The following is a 21,421-nucleotide window of genomic DNA, read 5'->3' on the forward strand; positions in this document are numbered from 1 at the left end:
ATGGTTCGGGAAAGCGAAATCCGCGAAGGTGAACTCGCCGTCGATATGCCACCGGCCAAAGACGCCGGCCTTGTCTTCATCGGGCGCATCCGCACGCCCTGGAAATCGCGGCTGGAAACCCCACGGCAGGGCCGTCACGATGGCCCGGTCTGCCGGCTGGAGATTTTCGAGCCCTGGGTGCCCGCGATCAAGGGCGTCGACTTCTATTCCAATCTCGAAGTGATCTACTGGCTGCACCAGTCGCGCCGCGACCTCGTGCTGCAAAGCCCGAAGAACAACGGCAATACGCGCGGCGCATTCTCGCTGCGCACGCCGGTGCGGCCCAATCCGATCGGCACGTCCATCGTCAAGCTGGTCGGCGTCGAGGGCAACGTCGTGCTGGTGCGCGGCCTCGACTGCCTTGACGAGACGCCGCTGATCGACCTGAAACCCGACCGCTGCGAGTTCACACCGCTGGCGCCGCCGCAGCCGGGCGATTTCGAGACGGAGTAGCTGGTTTCACCGTCATTGCGAGCGCAGCCAAGCAATCCATTGTCACCTCGCATGCCGAAGGATGGATTGCTTCGCGGAGCCTGTCATCGGGCGCGCATTCGCGCGACCCGGTGGTTCGCAATGACGAAGCGAAGACGTGCGCTACCCCTTCAGCGCCGCGATCAATTTGGTCGCATTATCCTCCAGCACCTTGACGTCTTCCTTGCGGCTCGCGGGCGGCAGCATGGCGACGCCCTCGTGGCGTGGCAGCACGTGCATGTGCAAATGGAAGACGACCTGTCCGCCGGCAGATTCGTTGAATTGCTGGATGGTAATGCCGTCGGCCTTGAAGGCCTTCATCGCGGCGGCGGCGATCTTGTGGGCGCCGCGGGCGACATGGGCGTAGTCGTCGGGCGTGATGTCGAGGATGTTGCGGGCAGGGGCCTTCGGGACCACCAGCGTGTGGCCGGGTGAACGCGGCATGATGTCGAGGAAGGCGAACACATGCTCGTCCTCATAGACCTTGTGGCAGGGAAACTCGCCGCGCAGGATCTTTGCGAAGATGTTGTTGGTGTCATAGGTGGCGGACATGGCGGCTCCCTCAGTTTGGTCCAATTCTCTGGTCTGCGCTGTAAAGGTCAAGCCTCGTCGGCAGCCTTGCGGAACGGCCCCGCCTCGGTGAGTTCCCGCCCGACCTCGGCCACGTAGGCGCGCTCGCGCTTCAAATAGTCGGCGATTGCCCGTCGCAGATCGGGATCGGCGATGTAATGCGCCGAATAGGTGGTCTGCGGCAGATATCCGCGCGCCAGCTTGTGCTCGCCCTGCGCGCCGGCTTCCACGGTTTTCAGGCCGCGCTCGATTGCAAAGTCGATGGCCTGATAATAGCAGACCTCGAAATGCAGGAACGGATGATGTTCGACCGCGCCCCAATTGCGGCCGAACAGCGTATCGGAGCCGATGAAATTGATGGCGCCGGCGATCCAGCGGCCGCCCCGCCGCGCCATCACCAGCATCACGTCCCGGCTCATGCTCTCGCCGATCAGCGAGAAGAATTTTCGTGTGAGATAAGGCCGGCCCCATTTGCGCGAGCCGGTCTCCATGTAGAACGCAAAGAAGGCGTCCCAGGCCTCCTCGGTGATGTCACTGCCGGTCAGGCGGTGGATGGTGATGCCGGCGGACACGGCCTCGCGCCGCTCGCGCTTGATCGCCTTGCGGTGGCGGGAGTTCAGCGATCCCAGGAAATCGTCAAAGGTCTTGTAGCCGTCATTGTGCCAGTGGAACTGCTGGTCGGTGCGCTGCAGGAATCCCTGGGCGCCCAAAAACTTCGCTTCCGCCTCGCGGGCAAACGTCACGTGCACGGAAGAGGCGTTGGTGGCGTTGCACAGCGCCATCAGACCTTGCGAGAGCGCCGTGCCGATCCGCTCCTGGTCGACGTCGCCGCGGATCAGCAGGCGTGGACCGGTGGCTGGTGTAAACGGCACCGAGGCCTGCAGCTTTGGATAATAGCGGCCACCGGCGCGCTCATAGGCGTCGGCCCAGCCGCGGTCGAAGACGTACTCGCCCTGCGAATGCGATTTCAGATAGCAGGGCACGATTCCGGCGATGCCGCCATCGAGCCGGGCGAGCAGATGCCGTGGACCCCATCCGGTGCGGGCGCAGGCCGAGCCGGAGGCTTCGGCGGCGGCAAAAAAGGCGTGAGAGACGAAGGGGTTATAGCCAACTCTTGTATCGAGGCACGAATCACCTGACGCGCCAGGTGAAGCCAGCGTGTCGAGGTTCTCGAGGCTGTTGGGATCGGGTTTGGGATTGGCGCAGGCGTCCCATTCCGCAGCCGGGATATCGCTGGCGGAGGGGACGGCTTCGAGGGTGATTTCGGATGACGCCATCGAGAATTCGGACCGGTCCCACACTGCGATCAGCCATCGCGATGGTGACCAAGTCAGGCAAAGATGTTGCATTGCGCCCGTGACTTCAAGGCCATGCAGCGCGGATCAGGTTCCCGGCGGGAAACCTCGAGCCCAAGACGTCAGGGCACAAATCCCTCAAAGATCATCTGGTCGGCGTAGCGGGTGGCGCTGGCGCGCTGGTCCGGCGTGCGCACGGTCCAAGTCAGCAGCGGCAGGCCGAAAATGTTGCGGGCGATCCAGGGCGCGGCCGCCGGCAGTTCGTTGACCCAATAGGCGACGAAATGCGGCCGGGTGCGGAAGGCGTGGCGCAGATGCGTCATTCCCCGGCGCTGCGCCGCCGACGCTTCCGGCCATTCGTCCTCGGTATATTCGCGCTCGGCAACAATGCCGCGGGGGCGTGAAGGGATAAGCTCGCGCAGCGCCAGCACCTGGTCCGGATCGAACGACATGCCGACCGCGGGTCCGGAATAGGTGGCGAGGACCTCGGCCATCCGCGCCACCAGTTTGCGGTCGCCGTCAAAATGGCTTTTGACCTCGATCACCAGCGGCACCCGGCCGGCGACCAGCGCGCAGAGGTCGCCGAGCGTCATCATCCGCTCCGGCGTGTTCTTGAATTTGACCGCTTTCAGTTCGGCGGCGGTCTTGCCGAGCAATGCGCCCGAGCCTTCGGTGAGGCGGCCGAGCGCATTGTCGTGATGCACCATCGCCTCGCCATCCGCGCTGAGCTGGATATCGACCTCAATCGAGAAATTACCCGCGATAGCCGCCTGCACCGCGCCCGGCATGTTCTCGAGGATACCGCGCGCGGCATCATGCAGACCGCGGTGGGCGACCGGCCGTGCCGTCAACCAATCAGGCGCTCGCATCGCGCGTCTGCTTTCAGGAGACCTCGAACACGCCGTCGACTTCGACCGCCGCATCGGAGGGAAGGGAAGAGACGCCGACTGTGGTGCGGGCATGGCGGCCTTTGTCGCCGAAGGCCGTGACCATCAGGTCGGACGCGCCGTTGAGCACCTTCGGGCCGTCGAAATAATCCGGCGCCGAGTTGACGAAGCCGCCGAGCCGGACCACGCGCACCACCTTGTCGAGATCGCCGAGCGCGGCTTTGATCTGCGCCAGCAGATTGACGGCGCAGCCCTGTGCGGCGGCATAGCCCTGTTCGGTGGTGACGCCTGCGCCGAGCTTGCCCTTGGCGATCAGCTTGCCTTCGGCATTGGCGCAAACCTGGCCGGAGACGAACAGCAGGTTTCCGGTGCGGACGAAGCCGACATAGTTCGCCATGGCGGCGCGGGGCTCAGGCAAGGTGATACCTTGTGCCGCCAGCTTCTGTTCGACCGTGCCCGCCATGTTTCGTCCCCGTTTGAATTGACCACACCTGAACCTTTTCAGGTCCGCATTGTTTCGCGCATCGCGTTCGAGGTTGCAAGCGAGGGTGGATTGGAGGCAGGCACCCGCAAGCGGCGGCAATTCCGAGAAACAGGCCGGAAAACGTGGCATTCCGGCGTCAAATTCCTGCGATTTCGTGACACCGCCCTAGTTGCGACGCAATAGGGCGGACAGTAATGTATCGAATCTTCCGCTTCACAAGGAGAACACATGGCTCGACCGTTCCGGATTCCGCCTCGTGCTTGGGTGCTGACAATCGCAGCCGTTGCAACAGGATCGGTTTTCCAGGTTGGGCCAGCGCTGTCAGCCGCAAGCGGGCCATTCCTTGCCCATCAGGCACTCTACGAACTCAACCTGGTCAAGTCGCGCGGCTCCAACGCCATCAGCGGCGCGCGCGGGCGCATCCTCTACAATTTCTCCGGCAGCGCCTGCGAGGGCTACACGTCCGAATTCAGGCAGGTGTCGGAGCTCGACAGCGGCGAGGGCAAGCTGACGCTCAGCGATTTGCGCTCGACCTCCTGGGAGGATGCGGCGGGCAAGAGCTACCGCTTCAAGATCGACACGCGGATGAACGATACGGAATCCGCCCCGGTCGACGGCGTTGCCGAGCGGACCGGCGATCACATCACGGTCAAGCTGAAGCAGCCGGTGGCGAAGACGTTCAACCTCGAAGGCAAGATCGTGTTCCCGACCGAGCAGATCCAGCTCATCATTGCGGCTGCCCGCGAAGGCAAGTCGGTGCTGGAACTGATGGTCTATGACGGCTCGGATAATGGCGAGAAGGTCTACAACACGCTGTCGGTGATCGGGCAGCCAATTCCCGGAACCAAGACCATCGCTTCCCCCGATCCCTCTACCGCGAACGACCAGATGAAATCGCTGACGCGCTGGCCGGTCACCGTGAGCTATTACGACCGCGACGCCAAGGCCAAGGACGGCGAGCAGACGCCGGTTTATGCGATGTCGTTCGAACTGTTCGAGAACGGCGTCTCCCGCGCGCTGATGCTGGATTACAATGACTTTGTCATTTCCGGCGCGATGGGGAAGTTTGACGTCAGGGATTCCAAGCCTTGTAAGTGACGGGCGAAAGCCCGTCATTCCGGGGCGCGCATTGGCGCGAACCCGGAATCTCGAGATTCCGGGTTCGATGCTGCGCATCGCCCCGGAATGACGGCGGTGGAGTTACTACTCCTCCTCTTCCTCCTCATCCTTTTCCGGCCCCCGATACGCAATCCCCCTGATCACGGCCGCATTGCCGAACTTCTTCCTCAGATCATCCATGGCGCGTTCGGCGTGGGCCGAGCGGCGATCCAGCATGTCGGTGTCGTCGGCCTGCGAGCCTGCGCGCAGCGCGCTGACGCCGGTGCCCATCAGGCGAAAGGCGGTGCCGTCGATCTCCTTCGCCAGCAATTCACGGGACACCGCAAAGATCTTTGCCGCCAGTTGCGTCGGCGCCTGGATCGATTGCGAGCGGGTGCGCTGCCTGAAATCGGCGGTCTTCAATTTCAGCGTGATGGTCAATCCGGAAAGGTTGCTGCTTTTGAGGCGCGACGACACCTTCTCCGACAGCCGCCACAGCGTTCGCTCCAGCGTCGCGAAATCGCGGATGTCATTATCGAAGGTGGTCTCGTTCGAAATGGTCTTGGCGCCGCGATCGGGCACCACCAGGCGGTCGTCGATGCCGCGCGCCAGCCGCCACAGCCTGCGGCCTTCGCCGGCGAACTGCTTCATCAGATCGACCTCGTCGGCGCGCTGCAGATCCGCGATGGTGCGAAAACCGCGCTGCAGCAGCTTTTCCTGGGTCGCGGGGCCGACGCCGTAGATGAAGCCGACCGGCCTGTCGGCGAGCATCTCGCGGGCTTCGGCCTGGTCGAGGGCGGCAAAGCCGCGCGGCTTGTCGAGATCGGAGGCGATCTTGGCGAGGAACTTGTTGCAGGACAGGCCGACGGAGACCGTGATGCCGATGTCGCGCTCGACGTCACGGGCGAAGCGCGCCAGCACTTTTGCGGGAATCATGCCGTGGACGCGCTGGGTGCCGGACAGGTCGAGAAACGCCTCGTCGATCGACAGCGGCTCGACCAGCGGCGTCAGCGTCTGCATGGCGTGGCGCACCTCGCGGCCGACCCGGACATATTTGGCCATGTCCGGCCGAATCACGATCGCCGCGGGACAGAGCGCCAGCGCCTTGAACATCGGCATCGCCGAGCGGACGCCGAACGTCCGCGAAATGTAGCAGGCAGCCGACACCACGCCGCGCTTGCCGCCGCCGATGATGACCGGCTTGTCGGCGATCTCTGGATTGTCGCGCTTCTCTACGGTGGCATAGAAGGCGTCGCAATCAATGTGCGCCATCGCGAGCGACGGCAACGCATGGTGGCGAATCAGGCGGGGGGAGCCGCACTCGCCGCACCGCCTGGCCTTGATGTCGAGGTCGCCGAGGCAATCCCGGCAAAAACAGCGCGGACCGTCGCCTGCCTGCGCGAGCGCGCTCACGGCACGTCGCGCTCCCAATGCGGGTCGCCGAGCACCTGACGGGCGGCGGCGATGTTGGTCGGATGGAGCTCGGAGGCAGCCGCAAACGCCTTCACGGTTGCGTCATCGCGCATCACGAAATCCAGCACGCTGGCCAGAAATTGGGGGTCGGCGGCAGCCGTCCGGAGCGTCTCCGGGCCCAAACCGCTCTCGGCCAGAAACAGGCCCAGCCGCTCCGGATCGGACGCAATGAAGGACAGCGCCTGAACCGCAACGATTTCAGCTACTTCCCGGGGGTTGTGAACAGGCTTTTTCAACAGACGGGTTTGCCTTTCCGTTAACTTATGGTGTCTAGTTTGACGGCCATCATGCCCGAGTCTGCGGAATGTGTTCAAGCAAGTGGAAACCGCTACGCGAAAAGATGGCACTTGTTAGTAGAAAAACAGGACTCGGATTTAACGGGTTAGAGCGAATCTGGCGCTAGTTTGATTTCACTTTTCTACAAGCCCGGAAAGGCGGTGCGGAAGCACCCCAAGGCCGGGCCTGTTCTGGAAACCAGTTCTTGGGACGAGGGAGGGACGGGATGGCCAAAACCGTCCTGATCGTGGAGGACAACGAGCTCAACATGAAGCTCTTTCGCGACCTGTTGGAAGCGCATGGCTATCAGACCTCCGGCACCAGCAATGGCTTCGAGGCGCTCGATCTCGTTCGCAAGCTGCGCCCCGATCTGATCCTGATGGATATTCAGCTGCCGCAGGTGTCGGGTCTCGAGGTGACGCGCTGGATCAAGGACGATCCGGAACTGCGCGCGATTCCGGTCGTTGCGGTGACGGCATTCGCCATGAAGGGCGACGAGGAACGCATCCGCGAAGGCGGCTGCGAAGCGTATCTGTCCAAACCAATTTCGGTCGGCAAGTTTATTGAGACAGTACGGCGTTTTATTGGGTAGTGGGAGTGAGTTTCGATGTCTGCGCGTATCCTGGTCGTCGATGATGTTCCCGCCAACGTCAAGCTGTTGGAAGCCCGTCTGTCGGCCGAGTATTTCGATGTGCTGACCGCCACCAACGGTGCCGAGGCGCTGGATGTCTGTTCGCGCGCAGAATGCGACATCATCCTGCTCGACGTCATGATGCCTGACATGGACGGTTTTGAGGTCTGCCGCCGGCTGAAGTCCAACCCGGCCACGCATTTCATTCCAGTCGTGATCGTCACCGCGCTCGACAGCCCGGCCGACCGCGTGCGCGGCCTGGAGGCCGGCGCCGACGATTTCCTGACCAAGCCGGTGTCCGACGTGGTGCTGATCGCGCGCGTGCGCTCGCTGACGCGGCTGAAGATGATGACCGATGAGCTGCGCATGCGCGCCATCACCTCGCTGGAAATCGGCATGGAAGCGCCCGAGCGCACCGCCGTGGCCGACAAGGGCGTCGGCGGGCGCATCCTGTTGGTCGACGACCGCCCGTCATCCTACGAGCGGCTGGCACCGCTGCTTTCCGCCGAGCACACCGTCGATGTCGAGGCCAATCCGGCCGAAGCGCTGTTTCATGCCGCCGAAGGCAATTACGATCTGCTGATCGTATCCCTCAGTCTCGAAAACTACGACGGCTTGCGGCTGTGCAGCCAGGCGCGCTCGCTGGAGCGGACCCGGCAGGTGCCGATACTGGCGATCTCCGATGCCGACAACAATGCGCGGCTGCTCCGCGGGCTCGAGATCGGCGTCAACGACTATCTGCTGCGCCCGGTCGACAAGAACGAACTTTTGGCGCGCGCGCGCACCCAGATCCGCCGGCGCCGCTATACCGATCATCTGCGCGACAACGTGCAGAACTCGATCGAAATGGCGATCACCGACGCGCTTACTGGCCTCCATAACCGCCGCTACATGGAAAGCCATCTGGCGACGCTCGCCGAGCAGGCCTCGAGCCGCGGCAAGCCGCTGGCGCTGATGATCCTCGACATCGATTTCTTCAAGGCCATCAACGACAATTACGGCCACGACGGCGGCGACGACGTACTGCGCGAATTCGCGGTGCGCATCCGCAAGTCGATCCGCGGCATCGATCTCGCCTGCCGCTATGGCGGCGAGGAGTTCGTCATCGTGATGCCGGAGACCGACCTGCATGTCGCGGGCATGGTGGCGGAGCGGCTGCGCCGTTCGATCGTGAACGAGACGTTCGCTATCGCCAAGGGCACCAAGCGCATCGAGGTCACGGTCTCGATCGGCCTGTCCACGCTGGAGCGCAAGGGCGAGCCGGTCGCCGACGTGCTCAAGCGCGCCGACACGGCGCTGTATCGCGCCAAGCACGATGGACGAAACAGAGTCGTGGTTTCGGCGGCGGCGTAAGTGTCGTCCCTGCGAACGCAGGGACCCATACCGCGTGATCTCTCGTTAGAGCAGGGTGGCGGACACCTTTCCCAAAAAATCCGCCGGTGGCTATGGGTCCCTGCGTTCGCAGGGACGACGATTGGTTGTCTTAGGCGATAGGCTCTACCGCCCGCGCTTCACCGCGTCATACGCCATTCGCTTGAACTCGAACGAGAACGGATGGACGAACGCCATCTGCCGCTGTGCCATCATCACGCCGGCCATGTTATGGCGCGGTGAAATCCACCATTGCGTGCCGGCGACGCCGCCCCAATAGAGCTCGCCCGAAGCATCGGGGTGGTCGAACGGCGTCGGATTGACGATCAGGCCGCCGGCCAGCGTATGTGCCTTGCCGACCTGTTCGCCCATCAGCGCAAAGCGGATCCATTGGCCGTCGGGCAGCTGGTTGGTCATCATCTGTGCAATCGTTTCCGGCTTGAGCAGCGTTCGGCCGCCAGGCAGCAGGCTTCGGATCAACGCGACCATGTCGGGCATCGTAGAGACCAGGCCGCCGCCGCCATTGAGCCTCGCAATGGGACGCAGGTAGGCGCCGGGGAAGGGCGCATTATCGGTTCGCGTCAGGCCCGGCTTCATCGGCTCCATCATGTCGGCGCCGGCGTAGTACGCGACCAGCCGCCCCTGATCCTTTTCCGGCACGACGAAACCGGTGTCGACCATGCCCAGTGGATCAAGAATCCGCGCCTGGATGAACTTGTCGAAGCTCTGGCCGCTGATGACTTCCACCAGCCGCGCCACCACGTCGATCGCAAGCGAGTATTCCCAGGACGTCCCCGGCTGATAGATCAGCGGCAGGTCCGCCAGCACATCGACCATCTGGGCCAGCGTCGTCATCGGGTTGTGGACGCCGCGCTCGTTGAGCGCCTTGAAGATCGTGGTGCCGGGATCGAAAAACCCGTAGCTCAGACCGGAGCTGTGGCTCAGGAGTTGCCGGATGGTGATCGAACTCTTCGCCGGCTCGGTGTCATCGAGCGAAGTTGCGCCAGAGCGTAACACCTTTCGATTTCCAAGCTGCGGAATATACTTCTCGATCGGGTCATCGAGCCGGAATTTGCCTTCCTCGAACAGCAGCAATGCAGCGCAGGAAGTGATCAGCTTGGTGTTGGAAAAAATCCGAAAGATATGGTCTGGGCGTAGCGGCGTCTGCGCTTCCTTGTCGGCCCAGCCGACGCAATTGACATCAACCAGATCGCGGCCGACCATGACAGCCCAGGAGATGCCGGACAGCAGATTGTTGTCGATATAGCGCTGCATGGCAGCGTGGGCCGGTTTGAAGTCGTAACCCTTCGCGGTCACCGTCAAGTCTTCCATGGTGTTTCCTTGCTTGCGCCGTTTGGTCTGCTGTCGTCCCTGCGAACGCAGGGGCCCATAACCACCGGCTTTGATTGTAGCGAAGGTAGCTACCACATCGCCCCATCGAAAGGCCACGGCGTATGGGTCCCCCGATGCGCAGTTGCGCATCTGAGCGTTCGCGGGGACGACGATGGAGAGTGGGCATCTCACCGCGTTTTGGCTTGTGGCTTTTGCGCGGCCCCGCCGTCACCGACCTGCACCCCGGCATTCGCCAGCAGCACCGTTGCAGCCGCTTTTGCCGCGCGCGCCATCGCCGGATCGTTGCGCACCAGATCCTGCGCGATCGAGCCGTCGACCAGCAACGCGAGCTGCGTGGCTAGGCCTTCCGCGTCGGGCACGCCGAGCTGCACCAGCAGATCGCGAAACCAGAGACGACGGCTTTCCTTGAACGCGATTGCGATCTTGCGGACGGATTTATCCTCGCTGCCGAGTTCGGCGACCGCGTTGACGAACGGGCAGCCGCGAAAATCCTTGGCTGCAAAGCGCCGCTCCAGCGCATCGAAGGTGCCGAGAATCTGTTCGACCGGCGGCTTCTCGGACGGGCGCGGCTGCACGAAGCGGCGTGCCAGATAGGCCGAGATCAACGCATCCTTGGATGGGAAGTGGTTGTACAGCGTGCGCTTGCTGATGCCGATTTCGGCCGCGATCGTATCGACGCCGACAGCGCGAATCCCCTGCAGATAGAACAGCCTATCCGCGGTTTCGAGAATCCGGTCTTTCATGTCCGGTTTGGCGGGCAGGGGTGCCATGCGCGTGCGCGATATCCTTCAGCCTTGACAGCAGACGGCCCTTATAGCCTTGTTACACAGGTCTGTGTACCTAAATCAGACCGCAAACGCAGGACGCGGCTTTTGCATCGCGGCCGATAGGGAGAATAAAAACAATGACCCTGCTGCAAATCCTGCGTCCAACCCTCCCGATCCTGATCGGCGCCTCTGTCATGCTGACCCTGAGCATGGGCCTGCGGCAGAGTTTTGGTATTTTTATGCAGCCGCTGACGAAGGACATCGGCATTTCGGTGTCGGATTTCACGTTGGCGCTGGCCGTGCAAAACCTCGCCTGGGGCTTCCTGCAGCCGATCGCCGGCGCCATGACGGTGCGCTACGGCTTCCGCCCGATCATGATCGTGGGCACGCTGATGTACATCGTCGGCCTGGCCCTGATGGCGACTGCGCACGGGATGATCCCGATCCTGATCGGCGCGGGCGTGCTGATCGGCGCCTCGCTCGCCTGCACCGCTAATGCGATCGCGATGTCGGTGGCGGCGCGCGCGGTACCGGCCACCGTGCGCAGCACCGTGATGGGCATGGTCTCGGCGGCGGGATCACTCGGCGCATTGGTGTCGGCGCCGATCGGGCAGCTGTTGAATGAAGGTTTCGGCTGGCGCGTCGGCGTCGCCGGCTTTGTGATCCTGTCGCTGTTCATGCTGCCGGCGGCCTGGTACGCAGGCAGGGCCGACAAGATCCCGCTGCCGCCCAAGGCCACCGACGACATCGGCGACGCTTCGGCCGCAACCGCCGCAAAGATCGCGTTCGGCAACGCATCATTCGCAGTGATGACCTGCGCCTATTTCGTCTGCGGCATGCAGCTCGTGTTTCTCACCACGCATCTGCCGTCCTATCTTTTGATCTGCGGCCTCGATCCGATGTTGAGCGCGCAGACGCTCGGCATGATCGGCGGCTTCAACGTGCTGGGCAGCCTGTTCTTCGGCTGGGCCGGCCAGCGCTGGAACAAGCTGGCGCTGCTCGGCGGCATCTACATTTTCCGCTCGATCGCGCTCGCCTGGTACTTCATGCTGCCGGCAACGCCGGCGACCACGCTGTTGTTCGGCGCGATCATGGGCTTCCTCTGGATGGGCGTCGGCCCGCTGGTGGCGGGCGCCGTCGCTGAAATGTTCGGCCTGAAATGGCAGGCGATGATTCAGGGCCTCGCCTTCATGAGCCACCAGATCGGCTCGTTCCTCGGCGCTTACGGCGGAGGGCTGATCTACGACCAGCTCGGCTCCTACACCATGGCGTGGCGGATCGGTGTCGCGCTGGGCCTTGCGGGCGGAATCATACAGGTGGCGTTCGCGCTGATCAGGCCAAGCGAGCCGCCACGACAGATGCAGGCGGCTTAGAGCACTCACAGAATCAAAAACGGGGCCGCGAGGCCCCGTTCGAGTCATAAAGCAGCGCTCTTCGAACGCTTACTTGATCTTCGATTCCTTGAACTCAACGTGCTTGCGCGCGACCGGATCGTACTTCTTCTTGACCAGCTTGTCGGTCATGGTGCGCGAGTTCTTCTTGGCGACGTAGTAGAAGCCGGTGTCCGCCGTGGAAACGAGCTTGACCTTGATGGTGACCGCTTTGGCCATTGTTCAGAACCCTTGATGTGTGAAAATCGGGTGCCGGCCAAATCGGCCCGCATTTGTGCGGCAACCTAGCTTCTGATCGCCCAAAGTCAAGGTTTTCAGGCCGGAAACCTGCATGAATCAGGGTAATTAACCCTCAAAGAAGCGGTTTTTCGGCCTCGGCAGCCCCAAATTCTCCCGCAGGGTCCGGCCTTCATATTCCTTACGGAAAATCCCGCGTTTCTGCAGTTCCGGCACCACCTTGTCGACGAAATCGTCGAGCCCGGCGGGCAGGAACGGGAACATGATGTTGAAACCGTCGCTGCCGCGGCTCACCAGCCATTCCTCCATCTGGTCGGCGATGGTCACGGCCGTGCCGACGAAGGAGAGCCCGCCATAGCCGCCGACGCGCTGGGCGAGCTGACGCACGGTAAGCTTGTCGCGCGCCGCGACGTCGACCAGGCGCTGGCGGCCGCTCTTGCTGGCGTTGGTCTCGGGGATGTCAGGCAATTGGCCGTCGGGATCGAAACCGGAGGCGTCGGTGCCGAGCTGGACCGACAGCGAGGCGATGGCGCTGTCGTAATGCACCATGCTGTCGAGCTTTGCGCGCTTCTCTTTTGCCTCATCGACGCTGTCGCCGACCACGACGAATGCACCCGGCAGGATGACGAGATGCTCGGGGTTACGGCCAAATTTTTCCATCCGGCCCTTGATGTCGGCGTAGAGTTTTTGGGCATCGGCGAGAGAGCCGCCGCCGGTGAACACGGCCTCTGCGGTCTCGGCAGCGAGTTGCCGGCCGTCGTCGGAGGCGCCGGCCTGCACGATCAGCGGCCAGCCCTGCACGGGGCGGGCGATGTTGAGCGGCCCGCGCACGCTCAGATATTTTCCCTTGTGGTTGAGCACGTGCATTTTGGCGGGATCGAAATAGAGTCCGGATTCGACGTCGCGCACAAAAGCGTCGTCGGCAAAGGAATCCCACAGGCCGGTAACGACGTCATAGAATTCGCGCGCCCGCTTGTAGCGCTCGGCGTGCTCCATGTGATCGTCGAGCCCGAAATTTAGCGCGGCGTCCGGATTGGACGTGGTGACGATATTCCACCCCGCGCGCCCATTGCTGATGTGGTCGAGCGAAGCGAAGCGCCGCGCGACGTGATAGGGCTCGTCGAACGTGGTCGATCCGGTCGCGATCAGGCCGATATGTTCGGTGGCGCCGGCCAGCGCCGACAACAGCGTGAACGGTTCGAACGAGGTCACGGTGTGGCTGCGCTTGAGCGCATTGACCGGCATGTTCAGCACGGCCAGATGGTCGGCCATGAAGAAGGCGTCGAATTTGCCGGCTTCCAGTTTCTGGATCAGTTTCTTGATATGCGGGAAATTGAAATTGGCATCGGGCCATGCGCCGGGATAGCGCCACGCGCCGGTGTGGATAGAGACCGGCCGCATGAACGCGCCGAGCTTGAGTTGCCGCTGTGCCATCGCCCCGTTTCCGTGTTCGTTGGTGTTGCCGGAAGAGATAGGCATGGGCGAAGGCCGCGCCATCGGCGGCCGGCAGAAGATTTTTTTGTTTTTATGCGGGTGCTCAACATGATCGTCATTCCGGGATGCGCGAAGCGCAGACCCGGAATCTCGAGATTCCGGGTTCATCGCTGCGCGATGCCCCGGAATGACGGTGAGTGAAACGAGCCGGGAGGCCCTACGCCCCCAGCACGTCCTTTTGCATCTTGCCGCCGTAGAAATGGAAGAACGGCACCGGTGCGTCGTGGCGCAGCGGGCCGGTGGCAAGGCGGCGGTCGAGTTCGGCGAGCACGTTCTTGGTCATGGCATGCGCATCGGCGAGCGGTTTGGAGCCGATCTCGACCCAGACCAGCTCTACGAGTTCGGCATCGGCGTGGATCACGCCCTCGACCTTGTGGGCGATGGCGGATGCGTCGGCAGTGAAGAAGCGGGTGTCGAAACGGCGGACGCGGCCGGGCGGCGTGATCGCGCGTGCAATCAGGAACAGGCTGGACGGATCGGGCAGCAGGCCGGCATCCGAGAACGGCTGCCAGGCGCCTTCGAGTTTCACGGGCTTTTCGACTTTGCGGCCGAGGCAGAGACCGGTTTCCTCGCAGGCTTCACGGATCGCCGCTACCGCCAGCGCACGTGCGCGCGACGGCGCGATCTTCGGGCTGCCCTTGAGCAGATTGGCTTCGAGCTCGCCGGTGATGGGTGCGGCAACGGGAATGCGGTTGTCAGCCTTGTCGACGCGGCCGCCGGGGAAAACGTACTTGCCAGGCATGAACACCACATTGTCGTGGCGTTTGCCGACCAGCACCTTCGGCTTGTCGCCGCTCCGATCGATCAGGATCAGCGTCGCGGCGTCCTTCGGTCGGAAGTAGGGATGGTGATCGGCTTCTTTTCCTTCGACGATTGCAGGCGCTGCTTCGGTCATTCCATCCCCGTTCAGTCTCTTGTTGTTTTTGGTTTAGGCATTGCGTTTTCGAGCGAAGTGGATACCGGTTCGCGTGAAGAAAACGCGTCAAAATAAGACGCTAGACGGGAGGAATGTCGCTAGGGGCATTTTCGTCAAAGCCATGCATGCGCAGCGCCCATTGGAAACCGACCACGGCGCCTTTGACCGGTTGCAGAAGCAACAGCGACGAGAGGAAGGTGAAGGGCAAATAGATCGCCATCTGCAGCCAGATCGCCGGTGAATAATTGGTTTCCACCCACAGTACGACCGGTACCACGATGTGGCCGACAATGACGATCACGAGGTAGGCCGGCAAATCATCGGCGCGGTGCGGCGTGTAATCGAGCCCGCAGGTCTTGCAGTGGTCGTCGACCTTCAGAAACGCCCGAAACAGCTTGCCTTCGCCGCAACGCGGGCAGCGGCACATGAAGCCGCGCTTCATCGCGGTCCAGAGATCACGCTTTTCGCCCTTCACGGATTCCCTGGTCCAGACTGTCGTCGCGGGGCTCACCGTTTCCATGACTTGCCTCTCTTCGATTTGCCGGGCGTGGCTTTGCCCTTGCGATCCTTCGGATGCGGGCTACGGCCCGGACGCGTCTTCGATGGCGTGACCGGGGCTTTTGAACCTTCGCGGCGGCCGCCCTGTTTTCTGCCGCGCGGAATGACCTTGCCTTCAGATAGTAACTCGAACCGCAGCGCGCCAGCTACTGGTGCTGCTTCTACCAGACGTACGTCGACAACGTCCCCCAGCCGGTGCATGGCACCGCTGCGTGAGCCGACGAGCGCGTGCCGCGTCTCGTCATAGTTGAAATATTCTGTTCCGAGCGTGCGGATCGGGATCAGCCCGTCGGCGCCGGTATCAGACAACTTCACGAACAGCCCGGCGCGGGTAACGCCGGAAATGCGGCCCTGGAACGTCGCGCCGATGCGATCGGCGAGGAAATGCGCGATCAGTCGGTCGGCGGTCTCGCGTTCGGCCTTCATGGCGCGGCGTTCGGTGACCGATATCTGTGCGGCGACTTCGCTCAGCGTTTCCAGCGTTTCGGTGTCCGGCAGCGCGCCTTCGCCGAGGCCGAGCGCGCGGATCAGCGCGCGATGCACGATCAGATCGGCATATCGCCTGATCGGCGAGGTGAAATGCGCATAGCGCCGCAGGTTGAGGCCGAAATGGCCGTAATTCTCGGCGGAATATTCCGCCTGCGCCTGCGAGCGCAGCACCACTTCATTGACCAGCGGCTCATAATCCTCGCCGCGGACCTGGCCCAGCACGCGATTGAACAAAGCAGGGCGCAATGCGCCGGCTTTCGCAAATGGCAGGTCGAGCGTTTTCAAAAATTCCTGGAGGTTATGGACCTTCTCCTGGCTTGGCTCGTCATGCACGCGGTAGATCAGCGGCAGCGCCTTCTTCTCCAGCATTTCGGCGGCGGCGACATTGGCGAGGATCATGAACTCCTCGATCAGCCGGTGCGCATCCAGCCGCTCCGGCACGATGACGCGATCGACGGTGCCGTCAGGCTTGAGCAGGATTTTTCGTTCCGGCAAATCCAGGTCCAGCGGATCGCGTTCGTCGCGCGCCAGTTTTACCAATGCATACGCCGCATAGAGCGGTTTGAGGATCGGTTCGAACAGGGGACTAGTCGTATCGTCGGGGCGGCCGTCGATCGCGGCCTGCGCCTGCGCATAGTTCAGCTTGGCGGCCGAGCGCATCAGCAGGCGATGAAAGCTGTGCGAGCGCTTGCGGCCGTCAGGGCCGATCACCATCCGCACCGCGAGCGCGCCGCGCGGCTCGCCCGGCACCAGCGAGCACAGATCGTTGGAGATGCGCTCGGGCAGCATCGGCACCACGCGGTCCGGGAAATACACCGAGTTGCCACGCGTCAGCGCGTCGCGATCGAGCGCCGAGCCTGGCCGCACATAGAACGCGACATCGGCGATGGCGACATGGACGATGTAGCCGCCCTTGTTGTTCGGATCGTCATCGGGCGCGGCATGGACCGCGTCGTCATGGTCCTTGGCGTCGGGGGGATCGATGGTCACGAGCGGCAGCTCGCGCCAGTCCTCGCGGCCCTTCAAAATTGCCGGCTTTGCGTCCTCGGCTTCGCGCAATGCTGATGGGGTGAAGGCCTGCGGAATATCGTGGGCGTGGATCGCGATCAGGCTGACCGCTTTCTCGGTTGCGAGCGAGCCGAGCCGCTCCTTTACCTTGCCCGACGCCAGCCCGTAGCCGCGCGTGCGCACCAGATCGACGCTGATGAGGTCGCCATCCTCGGCGCCGCCGGTATCTGAGCTTGCGATGTTCAACTCGCGCCCGGCCTGCTTCTTGTCGACAGGGATCATCCTTCCGCCGCCATTGGGCAGCTTCCGAAAAATGCCGAGCAGGCGGGTGCGGGCGTGGTCGATGACCTTGATGACGCGTCCGCGATAGGGCGTGCCAGCGGTGTCGTCGGTCTTCTCGACGCGCAGCAGCGCCCGGTCGCCGACCCCGGCGGCGGTGCCCGGCTGCGGGCGGCGCGGGACGTGAATGCGGATCTTCGGTGCCGCGCCAAACTCCTCTTCATCCCATTCGGTTGGCGTGGCGAGCAGTTCGCCGTCGGTATCGCGGCCGGTGATATCGGCCATCACGGTCGGCGGCAGGGCGGCGGGCTCGAGAACCTTGCGGCCGCGCTTGGCGATGGTGCCTTCGTCAGCGAGTTCGCGCAGGATTCGCTTCAGCTCGACGCGGTCGGCATTCTTCAGACCGAACTCGCGGGCGATCTCGCGGGTGCCGATCTTGCCTGGATTCGCACGGATGAAGGCAACGATGGCGTCCCGGGCCGGAAAGCCATTGTCGTGTTTTCTCTTCACTTATCCCCGGGCCTTGCCCGCGCTCTTTTTCGCAGGCGTTTTGGGTGCTGCTGCAGGCTTTGCTGCTGAGGTCTTTGCCGCCGACGCGACCGGCGCGCGCGCCTTGCTGACGGCTTCCGATTTCGGTTTCGCCGGGGCCTTCTTCACCGCGGCCTTCTTGGCGGGTTTTGGCGCGTCTGGATCAACGGGCGCCTTGGCCTTGGCGGCCTTCTTCGGTGCGGCTTTCTTGGCGCCACGCTTCGGCTTGCCGCCGCCCTTGGCGGCGCGTTCGTCGATCAGCGCGATGGCTTCGGCGAGCGTAATCGTATCCGGCGTCTTGTCGCTCGGGATGGTGGCGTTGACGCCGCCGGCGGTCACGTAAGCGCCGTAGCGGCCGTTCTTCACGGCGACACCGCCCAGACTCGGGTGCTCACCGATCGGCCTGCCCGGATCGGCGCCGAAGCGGCGGCCGCTCGGACCCTTCAAGATCTTTTCGGCGATCAGCGTCACCGCGCGATTGAGGCCGATGTCGAACACCTCGTCGCCGGCCTCCAGGCTCGCATAGGTCTTTTCATGGCGCACGAACGGACCGAAGCGGCCGATGCCGGCGGTGATCGGCTCGCCAGTCTCGGGATGCTTGCCGATCTCGCGCGGCAACGACAGCAGTTTTAGCGCAAGCTCAAGCTCCATATCGCCGGGCGAGGAGCCTTTCGGAATACCGGCGCGCTTGGGCTTTTCGCCCTCGGCATAATCCTTCTGCTCGCCGAGCTGGATATAGGGACCGAAGCGTCCGGCCTTCACCGTGACGTCGAGATCGGTCTCGGGATCCTTGCCGAGGACGCGGTCGGCGCTGGCCTCGCTGTCAGCGGCAAGCGGACGGGTGTGACGGCATTCCGGATAATTCGAGCAGCCGACAAAGGCGCCGAACTTTCCAGCCTTCAGGTTGAGCCTGCCGGTGCCGCAGGTCGGGCACTGCCGGACATCGCCTCCGTCAGCGCGAGGCGGATAGATGTGCGGGCCCAGCATGTCGTCGAGCGCATCGAGCACCTCAGAGACGCGAATATCCTTGATGTCGCTGACTGCACCGGCGAAACCGGTCCAGAATTCCTTCAGCACATCCTGCCAGGAAATCTCGTTGTTGGAGATGCGGTCGAGCTGTTCTTCCAGATTGGCGGTGAAGTCATACTCTACATAGCGCGCGAAGAAGTTTTCCAGGAACGCGACCACGACGCGGCCCTTGTCTTCGCCATGCAATCGTTTCTTCTCGAGCTTGACGTAGCCGCGGTCCTTCAGGACCTGCAGGATGGAAGCGTAGGTCGAGGGCCGGCCGATGCCGAGTTCTTCCATCCGCTTGACCAGCGACGCTTCGGAGAAGCGCGGCGGCGGTTCAGTGAAATGCTGGGTGACGGCGAGATCCTGCCGCTTCAACGCTTCGCCCTCGCTCATTGCGGGGAGGCGACGGGAATCCTCGTCTTCCTCGTCGTCGCGGCCTTCCTGATAGAGGGCGAGGAAACCGTCGAACTTCACGACCTGGCCGCTGGCGCGCAGGTCCAGCACGCGTGAGCCAGCCTTGGCCGCGATATCGACGGTGGTGCGTTCCAGTTCGGCGGATTCCATCTGGCTCGCGATGGTGCGGATCCAGATCAGCTCATAGAGCTTGGCCTGATCGGTATCGAGACGCCGGCGCATTTCGGCCGGACGGCGCGACATATCGGTCGGGCGAATCGCTTCATGCGCTTCCTGCGCGTTCTTGGCCTTGCTGACATACTGGCGCGGCGCGTCCGGGACATAGGCGTTGCCGTAATCCTCGCCGATCACCTTGCGGGCCTGGGTAATGGCCGAGCCGTCGATCTGCACGCCGTCGGTACGCATATAGGTGATGAGACCGGTGGTCTCGCCGCCGATATCGATGCCTTCATACAGGCGCTGCGCGATCCGCATCGTATGCGCCGGCGCGAAGCCGAGCTTGCGGCTGGCTTCCTGCTGCAGCGTCGAGGTGGTGAAGGGGGCCTGCGGATTGCGGCGGGCGGGTTTTGCTTCGACGGTCGAGACCGTGAAGTTGGCGGCCTCGATCGCTTTTTTGAGGTCTTCGGCTTCGGCGCCGGTGCCGATGTCGAGGCGCTGGATCTTCTTGCCGTCGGCGCCGACCAGCCGCGCTTCGAACGTGTCGCCGCGCGGCGTCGTCAAGGTGGCCACCAGCGACCAGTATTCGCGGGGCACGAATTTTTCGATTTCAAGTTCGCGGTCGCAAACCAGCCGCAACGCCACCGACTGCACGCGGCCGGCCGAGCGGGCGCCCGGCAGTTTGCGCCACAGCACCGGCGACAGCGTGAAGCCGACCAGATAGTCCAGCGCGCGGCGCGCCATATAGGCGTCGACCAGCGCGCCATCGATCTGGCGCGGCGACTTCATCGCATCGGTCACCGCCTGCTTGGTGATGGCGTTGAACACCACGCGCTCGATCTTGTGATCCTTGATCGCGCGCTTCTCTTTCAGGACTTCGAGCACGTGCCAGGAGATCGCTTCGCCCTCGCGATCAGGGTCGGTTGCGAGAATCAGTCGGTCGGCGCCCTTCAGGGCCTTGGCGATATCGTTGAGCCGGCCGGCCGCCTTGGGGTCGATCTCCCAGATCATCTGAAAATTTGCGTCCGGATCGACCGATCCGTTCTTGGCGGGGAGGTCGCGAACATGGCCGAACGAGGCCAGAACCTCGTAGGAGGCGCCCAAATATTTGTTGATCGTCTTGGCTTTCGCCGGCGACTCCACAATGACGATATTCATGTCATTCCAATGGCTTACGGGAAAAGATTAAGGCCGGTTCCGCGAGACTCGCGGCCGCCGTTTCGACCCGAACATGGGTGGTGAGGCGGCCCCTGTCAAATCGACAGATATTGAGTGGGGGCCGGAAAGGGGTCTTGGACGTCCGGACTTATATACAGGAAGTTGCGGATTGCGCCCTAGAGTTGCGCCCGCAAAGAGGTTATTTCTCGTCCATATTATATGGGATTGGGTCATTTTATTTGAGCAAGGCAGGGGGCGGCCGGAAGCGCACCGCTTCGGGCGGTAATCGGCGATATCAAGCGGTTGAATCAGGCGAGGAGGGCGGCCCCGACGAGGCCGTGGCCTTCATCGCGGAGACCGTTGCCGAATTGACAAAACTCGCCGAGCGCCACCGGCTTGAGGTCCTCAGCCATTTGCTCGGGATGGCGCTGCTGGAAGCCCAGGAGCACCTGCGGCTGCGGAGCAAGCGCAAGCTGTCGTAGGCGGCGCGTCCGTTCAGGCCGAAATAGACCTGAGTTTCCGTGATGGCTTGGTGTCCGGGCGCGGTTTGAGCGCCGTATCGGCCGCGGTCAATAGCCGCCCATCTTGCGAATGGAGTTCGAGCTTGCGAACGGGGCGGCCCTTTTCCTTGTCGACCAGGATGGTCGTGATTTCCTCGGGATGGTCGTCGAATTCCTCGCTCCACTGGCGCAGAGCTACCAGGATCGGAAACACGCCGCGGCCTTTCGGCGTCAAAAGATATTCCTGATAGGCGCTGCCATCGGAGGCGGGAGCCAGCTTGAGAATGCCCTGATCGACCAGCGCGCGCAGGCGCACGGTGAGGATGTTTTTGGCGAGCCCGAGACTTTTCTGAAATTCGCCGAAGCGGCGGCTTCCGAACAGCGCCTCGCGGATGATCAGCAGCGACCACCAGTCGCCGATCGCGTCCAGCGAGCGCGCGATCGGGCAATCGTCCTTGTCAAAACTCGTCCGTTTCACCATGGCAGTCTCCGGATGACATCACGGCTTTGTGGTTGCATTATAAAACCAGATGATCTAGAAAGCAATCTAGTTTAATAATGCAA

The 21,421-nt window shown here is 63.0% G+C and carries 21 protein-coding genes; 6 read left to right on the forward strand and 15 right to left on the reverse strand.

Annotated elements, in window-relative coordinates:
- Window positions 1-492: a tRNA (N6-threonylcarbamoyladenosine(37)-N6)-methyltransferase TrmO gene (gene tsaA / locus JQ575_RS20000; protein ID WP_212034922.1), complete on the forward strand. Its 492-nt coding sequence runs from the start codon at window positions 1-3 to the stop codon at window positions 490-492.
- Window positions 493-633: 141 nt separating this feature from the next.
- Here tsaA and JQ575_RS20005 read toward each other — a convergent pair whose 3' ends face one another.
- The 4 genes from JQ575_RS20005 to JQ575_RS20020 form a co-directional block, all read right to left on the reverse strand.
- Window positions 634-1,062 (reverse strand): HIT family protein, encoded by a 429-nt coding sequence (locus JQ575_RS20005; protein WP_212034923.1) that lies wholly within the window; start codon window positions 1,060-1,062, stop codon window positions 634-636.
- A gap of 47 nt (window positions 1,063-1,109) precedes the next feature.
- The gene (locus JQ575_RS20010) at window positions 1,110-2,357 is read right to left on the reverse strand and encodes a GNAT family N-acetyltransferase (protein ID WP_212034924.1); all 1,248 of its coding nucleotides are present in this window, start codon (window positions 2,355-2,357) and stop codon (window positions 1,110-1,112) included.
- Window positions 2,358-2,497: 140 nt separating this feature from the next.
- Window positions 2,498-3,244, reverse strand: a complete 747-nt coding sequence (locus JQ575_RS20015; RefSeq protein WP_212034925.1) for a glycerophosphodiester phosphodiesterase — start codon at window positions 3,242-3,244, stop codon at window positions 2,498-2,500.
- Between the two features lie 13 nt (window positions 3,245-3,257).
- Window positions 3,258-3,725 carry a RidA family protein gene (locus tag JQ575_RS20020; RefSeq protein ID WP_209844031.1) on the reverse strand — a complete coding sequence of 156 codons (468 nt, stop codon included), beginning with the start codon at window positions 3,723-3,725 and terminating at the stop codon, window positions 3,258-3,260.
- A 249-nt stretch (window positions 3,726-3,974) separates the two neighbouring features.
- On the opposite strand from JQ575_RS20020, the gene JQ575_RS20025 reads away from it, so the two are divergent.
- Window positions 3,975-4,844, forward strand: coding sequence for a cell envelope integrity EipB family protein (locus tag JQ575_RS20025; RefSeq protein ID WP_212034926.1), 870 nt, complete (start codon window positions 3,975-3,977; stop codon window positions 4,842-4,844).
- Window positions 4,845-4,949: 105 nt separating this feature from the next.
- Here the strand turns inward: JQ575_RS20025 and JQ575_RS20030 are convergent, their stop codons facing one another.
- Window positions 4,950-6,275, reverse strand: a complete 1,326-nt coding sequence (locus tag JQ575_RS20030; protein WP_249166768.1) for a DNA polymerase IV — start codon at window positions 6,273-6,275, stop codon at window positions 4,950-4,952.
- Window positions 6,254-6,553, reverse strand: coding sequence for a DUF3572 domain-containing protein (locus JQ575_RS20035; protein WP_192734246.1), 300 nt, complete (start codon window positions 6,551-6,553; stop codon window positions 6,254-6,256). Before JQ575_RS20035 ends, JQ575_RS20030 begins: the two co-directional genes overlap by 22 nt.
- Window positions 6,554-6,819: 266 nt before the next feature.
- Here JQ575_RS20035 and JQ575_RS20040 point away from each other — a divergent pair, with 266 nt between their 5' ends.
- Both JQ575_RS20040 and JQ575_RS20045 read left to right on the forward strand, forming a co-directional pair.
- Window positions 6,820-7,185: a response regulator gene (locus JQ575_RS20040; RefSeq protein WP_027538546.1), complete on the forward strand. Its 366-nt coding sequence runs from the start codon at window positions 6,820-6,822 to the stop codon at window positions 7,183-7,185.
- 15 nt (window positions 7,186-7,200) lie between these two features.
- Window positions 7,201-8,577 carry a PleD family two-component system response regulator gene (locus tag JQ575_RS20045; RefSeq protein WP_212034928.1) on the forward strand — a complete coding sequence of 459 codons (1,377 nt, stop codon included), beginning with the start codon at window positions 7,201-7,203 and terminating at the stop codon, window positions 8,575-8,577.
- Window positions 8,578-8,721: 144 nt separating this feature from the next.
- Here the strand turns inward: JQ575_RS20045 and JQ575_RS20050 are convergent, their stop codons facing one another.
- Together JQ575_RS20050 and JQ575_RS20055 are read right to left on the reverse strand one after the other, a co-directional pair.
- Window positions 8,722-9,927: a serine hydrolase gene (locus JQ575_RS20050; RefSeq protein WP_249166769.1), complete on the reverse strand. Its 1,206-nt coding sequence runs from the start codon at window positions 9,925-9,927 to the stop codon at window positions 8,722-8,724.
- 188 nt (window positions 9,928-10,115) lie between these two features.
- Window positions 10,116-10,718, reverse strand: coding sequence for a TetR/AcrR family transcriptional regulator (locus tag JQ575_RS20055; RefSeq protein WP_212034929.1), 603 nt, complete (start codon window positions 10,716-10,718; stop codon window positions 10,116-10,118).
- A gap of 134 nt (window positions 10,719-10,852) precedes the next feature.
- Between JQ575_RS20055 and JQ575_RS20060 the strand changes: the two genes are divergently transcribed.
- Window positions 10,853-12,088: an MFS transporter gene (locus tag JQ575_RS20060; RefSeq protein WP_212034930.1), complete on the forward strand. Its 1,236-nt coding sequence runs from the start codon at window positions 10,853-10,855 to the stop codon at window positions 12,086-12,088.
- Between the two features lie 69 nt (window positions 12,089-12,157).
- On the opposite strand, the gene rpmG is transcribed toward JQ575_RS20060, so the two are convergent.
- The 6 genes from rpmG to topA form a co-directional block, all read right to left on the reverse strand.
- Window positions 12,158-12,325 carry a 50S ribosomal protein L33 gene (gene rpmG, locus JQ575_RS20065; RefSeq protein ID WP_027537094.1) on the reverse strand — a complete coding sequence of 56 codons (168 nt, stop codon included), beginning with the start codon at window positions 12,323-12,325 and terminating at the stop codon, window positions 12,158-12,160.
- Between the two features lie 126 nt (window positions 12,326-12,451).
- Window positions 12,452-13,777 (reverse strand): LLM class flavin-dependent oxidoreductase, encoded by a 1,326-nt coding sequence (locus JQ575_RS20070; RefSeq protein ID WP_212034931.1) that lies wholly within the window; start codon window positions 13,775-13,777, stop codon window positions 12,452-12,454.
- 217 nt (window positions 13,778-13,994) lie between these two features.
- Entirely contained in the window at window positions 13,995-14,732 is a 738-nt protein-coding gene (locus tag JQ575_RS20075; RefSeq protein WP_212034932.1) for an NUDIX hydrolase, read from the reverse strand.
- Between the two features lie 100 nt (window positions 14,733-14,832).
- On the reverse strand, window positions 14,833-15,273 hold the full coding sequence (locus JQ575_RS20080) for a DUF983 domain-containing protein (RefSeq protein WP_212034933.1): 441 nt from the start codon (window positions 15,271-15,273) through the stop codon (window positions 14,833-14,835).
- Window positions 15,261-17,597 (reverse strand): ribonuclease R, encoded by a 2,337-nt coding sequence (gene rnr / locus JQ575_RS20085; protein ID WP_212034934.1) that lies wholly within the window; start codon window positions 17,595-17,597, stop codon window positions 15,261-15,263. The genes JQ575_RS20080 and rnr overlap by 13 nt, the downstream gene beginning before the upstream one ends.
- A complete protein-coding gene (topA, locus tag JQ575_RS20090) occupies window positions 17,598-20,357 on the reverse strand; it encodes a type I DNA topoisomerase (RefSeq protein WP_212034935.1) in 2,760 nt (919 codons plus the stop codon). It abuts the gene before it with no gap.
- Window positions 20,358-20,596: 239 nt separating this feature from the next.
- On the opposite strand from topA, the gene JQ575_RS20095 reads away from it, so the two are divergent.
- Window positions 20,597-20,839 carry a hypothetical protein gene (locus JQ575_RS20095; RefSeq protein WP_210337126.1) on the forward strand — a complete coding sequence of 81 codons (243 nt, stop codon included), beginning with the start codon at window positions 20,597-20,599 and terminating at the stop codon, window positions 20,837-20,839.
- Window positions 20,840-20,852: 13 nt separating this feature from the next.
- Here JQ575_RS20095 and JQ575_RS20100 read toward each other — a convergent pair whose 3' ends face one another.
- On the reverse strand, window positions 20,853-21,338 hold the full coding sequence (locus JQ575_RS20100) for a helix-turn-helix domain-containing protein (RefSeq protein WP_212034936.1): 486 nt from the start codon (window positions 21,336-21,338) through the stop codon (window positions 20,853-20,855).
- Window positions 21,339-21,421 lie beyond the last annotated feature (83 nt).

Source organism: Bradyrhizobium sp. JYMT SZCCT0428, from assembly GCF_018131075.1.
Classification (GTDB): domain Bacteria; phylum Pseudomonadota; class Alphaproteobacteria; order Rhizobiales; family Xanthobacteraceae; genus Bradyrhizobium.

Coding starts and splice junctions, on each gene's coding strand:
- JQ575_RS20050 (WP_249166769.1), bottom strand. CDS start 9,927: ATGGAAGACTTGACGGTGACCGCGAAGGGTTACGACTTCAAACCGGCC.
- JQ575_RS20040 (WP_027538546.1), top strand. CDS start 6,820: ATGGCCAAAACCGTCCTGATCGTGGAGGACAACGAGCTCAACATGAAG.
- topA (WP_212034935.1), bottom strand. CDS start 20,357: ATGAATATCGTCATTGTGGAGTCGCCGGCGAAAGCCAAGACGATCAAC.
- JQ575_RS20080 (WP_212034933.1), bottom strand. CDS start 15,273: ATGGAAACGGTGAGCCCCGCGACGACAGTCTGGACCAGGGAATCCGTG.
- JQ575_RS20070 (WP_212034931.1), bottom strand. CDS start 13,777: ATGGCACAGCGGCAACTCAAGCTCGGCGCGTTCATGCGGCCGGTCTCT.
- JQ575_RS20075 (WP_212034932.1), bottom strand. CDS start 14,732: ATGACCGAAGCAGCGCCTGCAATCGTCGAAGGAAAAGAAGCCGATCAC.
- JQ575_RS20060 (WP_212034930.1), top strand. CDS start 10,853: ATGACCCTGCTGCAAATCCTGCGTCCAACCCTCCCGATCCTGATCGGC.
- JQ575_RS20045 (WP_212034928.1), top strand. CDS start 7,201: ATGTCTGCGCGTATCCTGGTCGTCGATGATGTTCCCGCCAACGTCAAG.
- JQ575_RS20100 (WP_212034936.1), bottom strand. CDS start 21,338: ATGGTGAAACGGACGAGTTTTGACAAGGACGATTGCCCGATCGCGCGC.
- tsaA (WP_212034922.1), top strand. CDS start 1: ATGGTTCGGGAAAGCGAAATCCGCGAAGGTGAACTCGCCGTCGATATG.
- JQ575_RS20015 (WP_212034925.1), bottom strand. CDS start 3,244: ATGCGAGCGCCTGATTGGTTGACGGCACGGCCGGTCGCCCACCGCGGT.
- JQ575_RS20055 (WP_212034929.1), bottom strand. CDS start 10,718: ATGGCACCCCTGCCCGCCAAACCGGACATGAAAGACCGGATTCTCGAA.
- rpmG (WP_027537094.1), bottom strand. CDS start 12,325: ATGGCCAAAGCGGTCACCATCAAGGTCAAGCTCGTTTCCACGGCGGAC.
- JQ575_RS20020 (WP_209844031.1), bottom strand. CDS start 3,725: ATGGCGGGCACGGTCGAACAGAAGCTGGCGGCACAAGGTATCACCTTG.
- JQ575_RS20010 (WP_212034924.1), bottom strand. CDS start 2,357: ATGGCGTCATCCGAAATCACCCTCGAAGCCGTCCCCTCCGCCAGCGAT.
- JQ575_RS20025 (WP_212034926.1), top strand. CDS start 3,975: ATGGCTCGACCGTTCCGGATTCCGCCTCGTGCTTGGGTGCTGACAATC.
- JQ575_RS20005 (WP_212034923.1), bottom strand. CDS start 1,062: ATGTCCGCCACCTATGACACCAACAACATCTTCGCAAAGATCCTGCGC.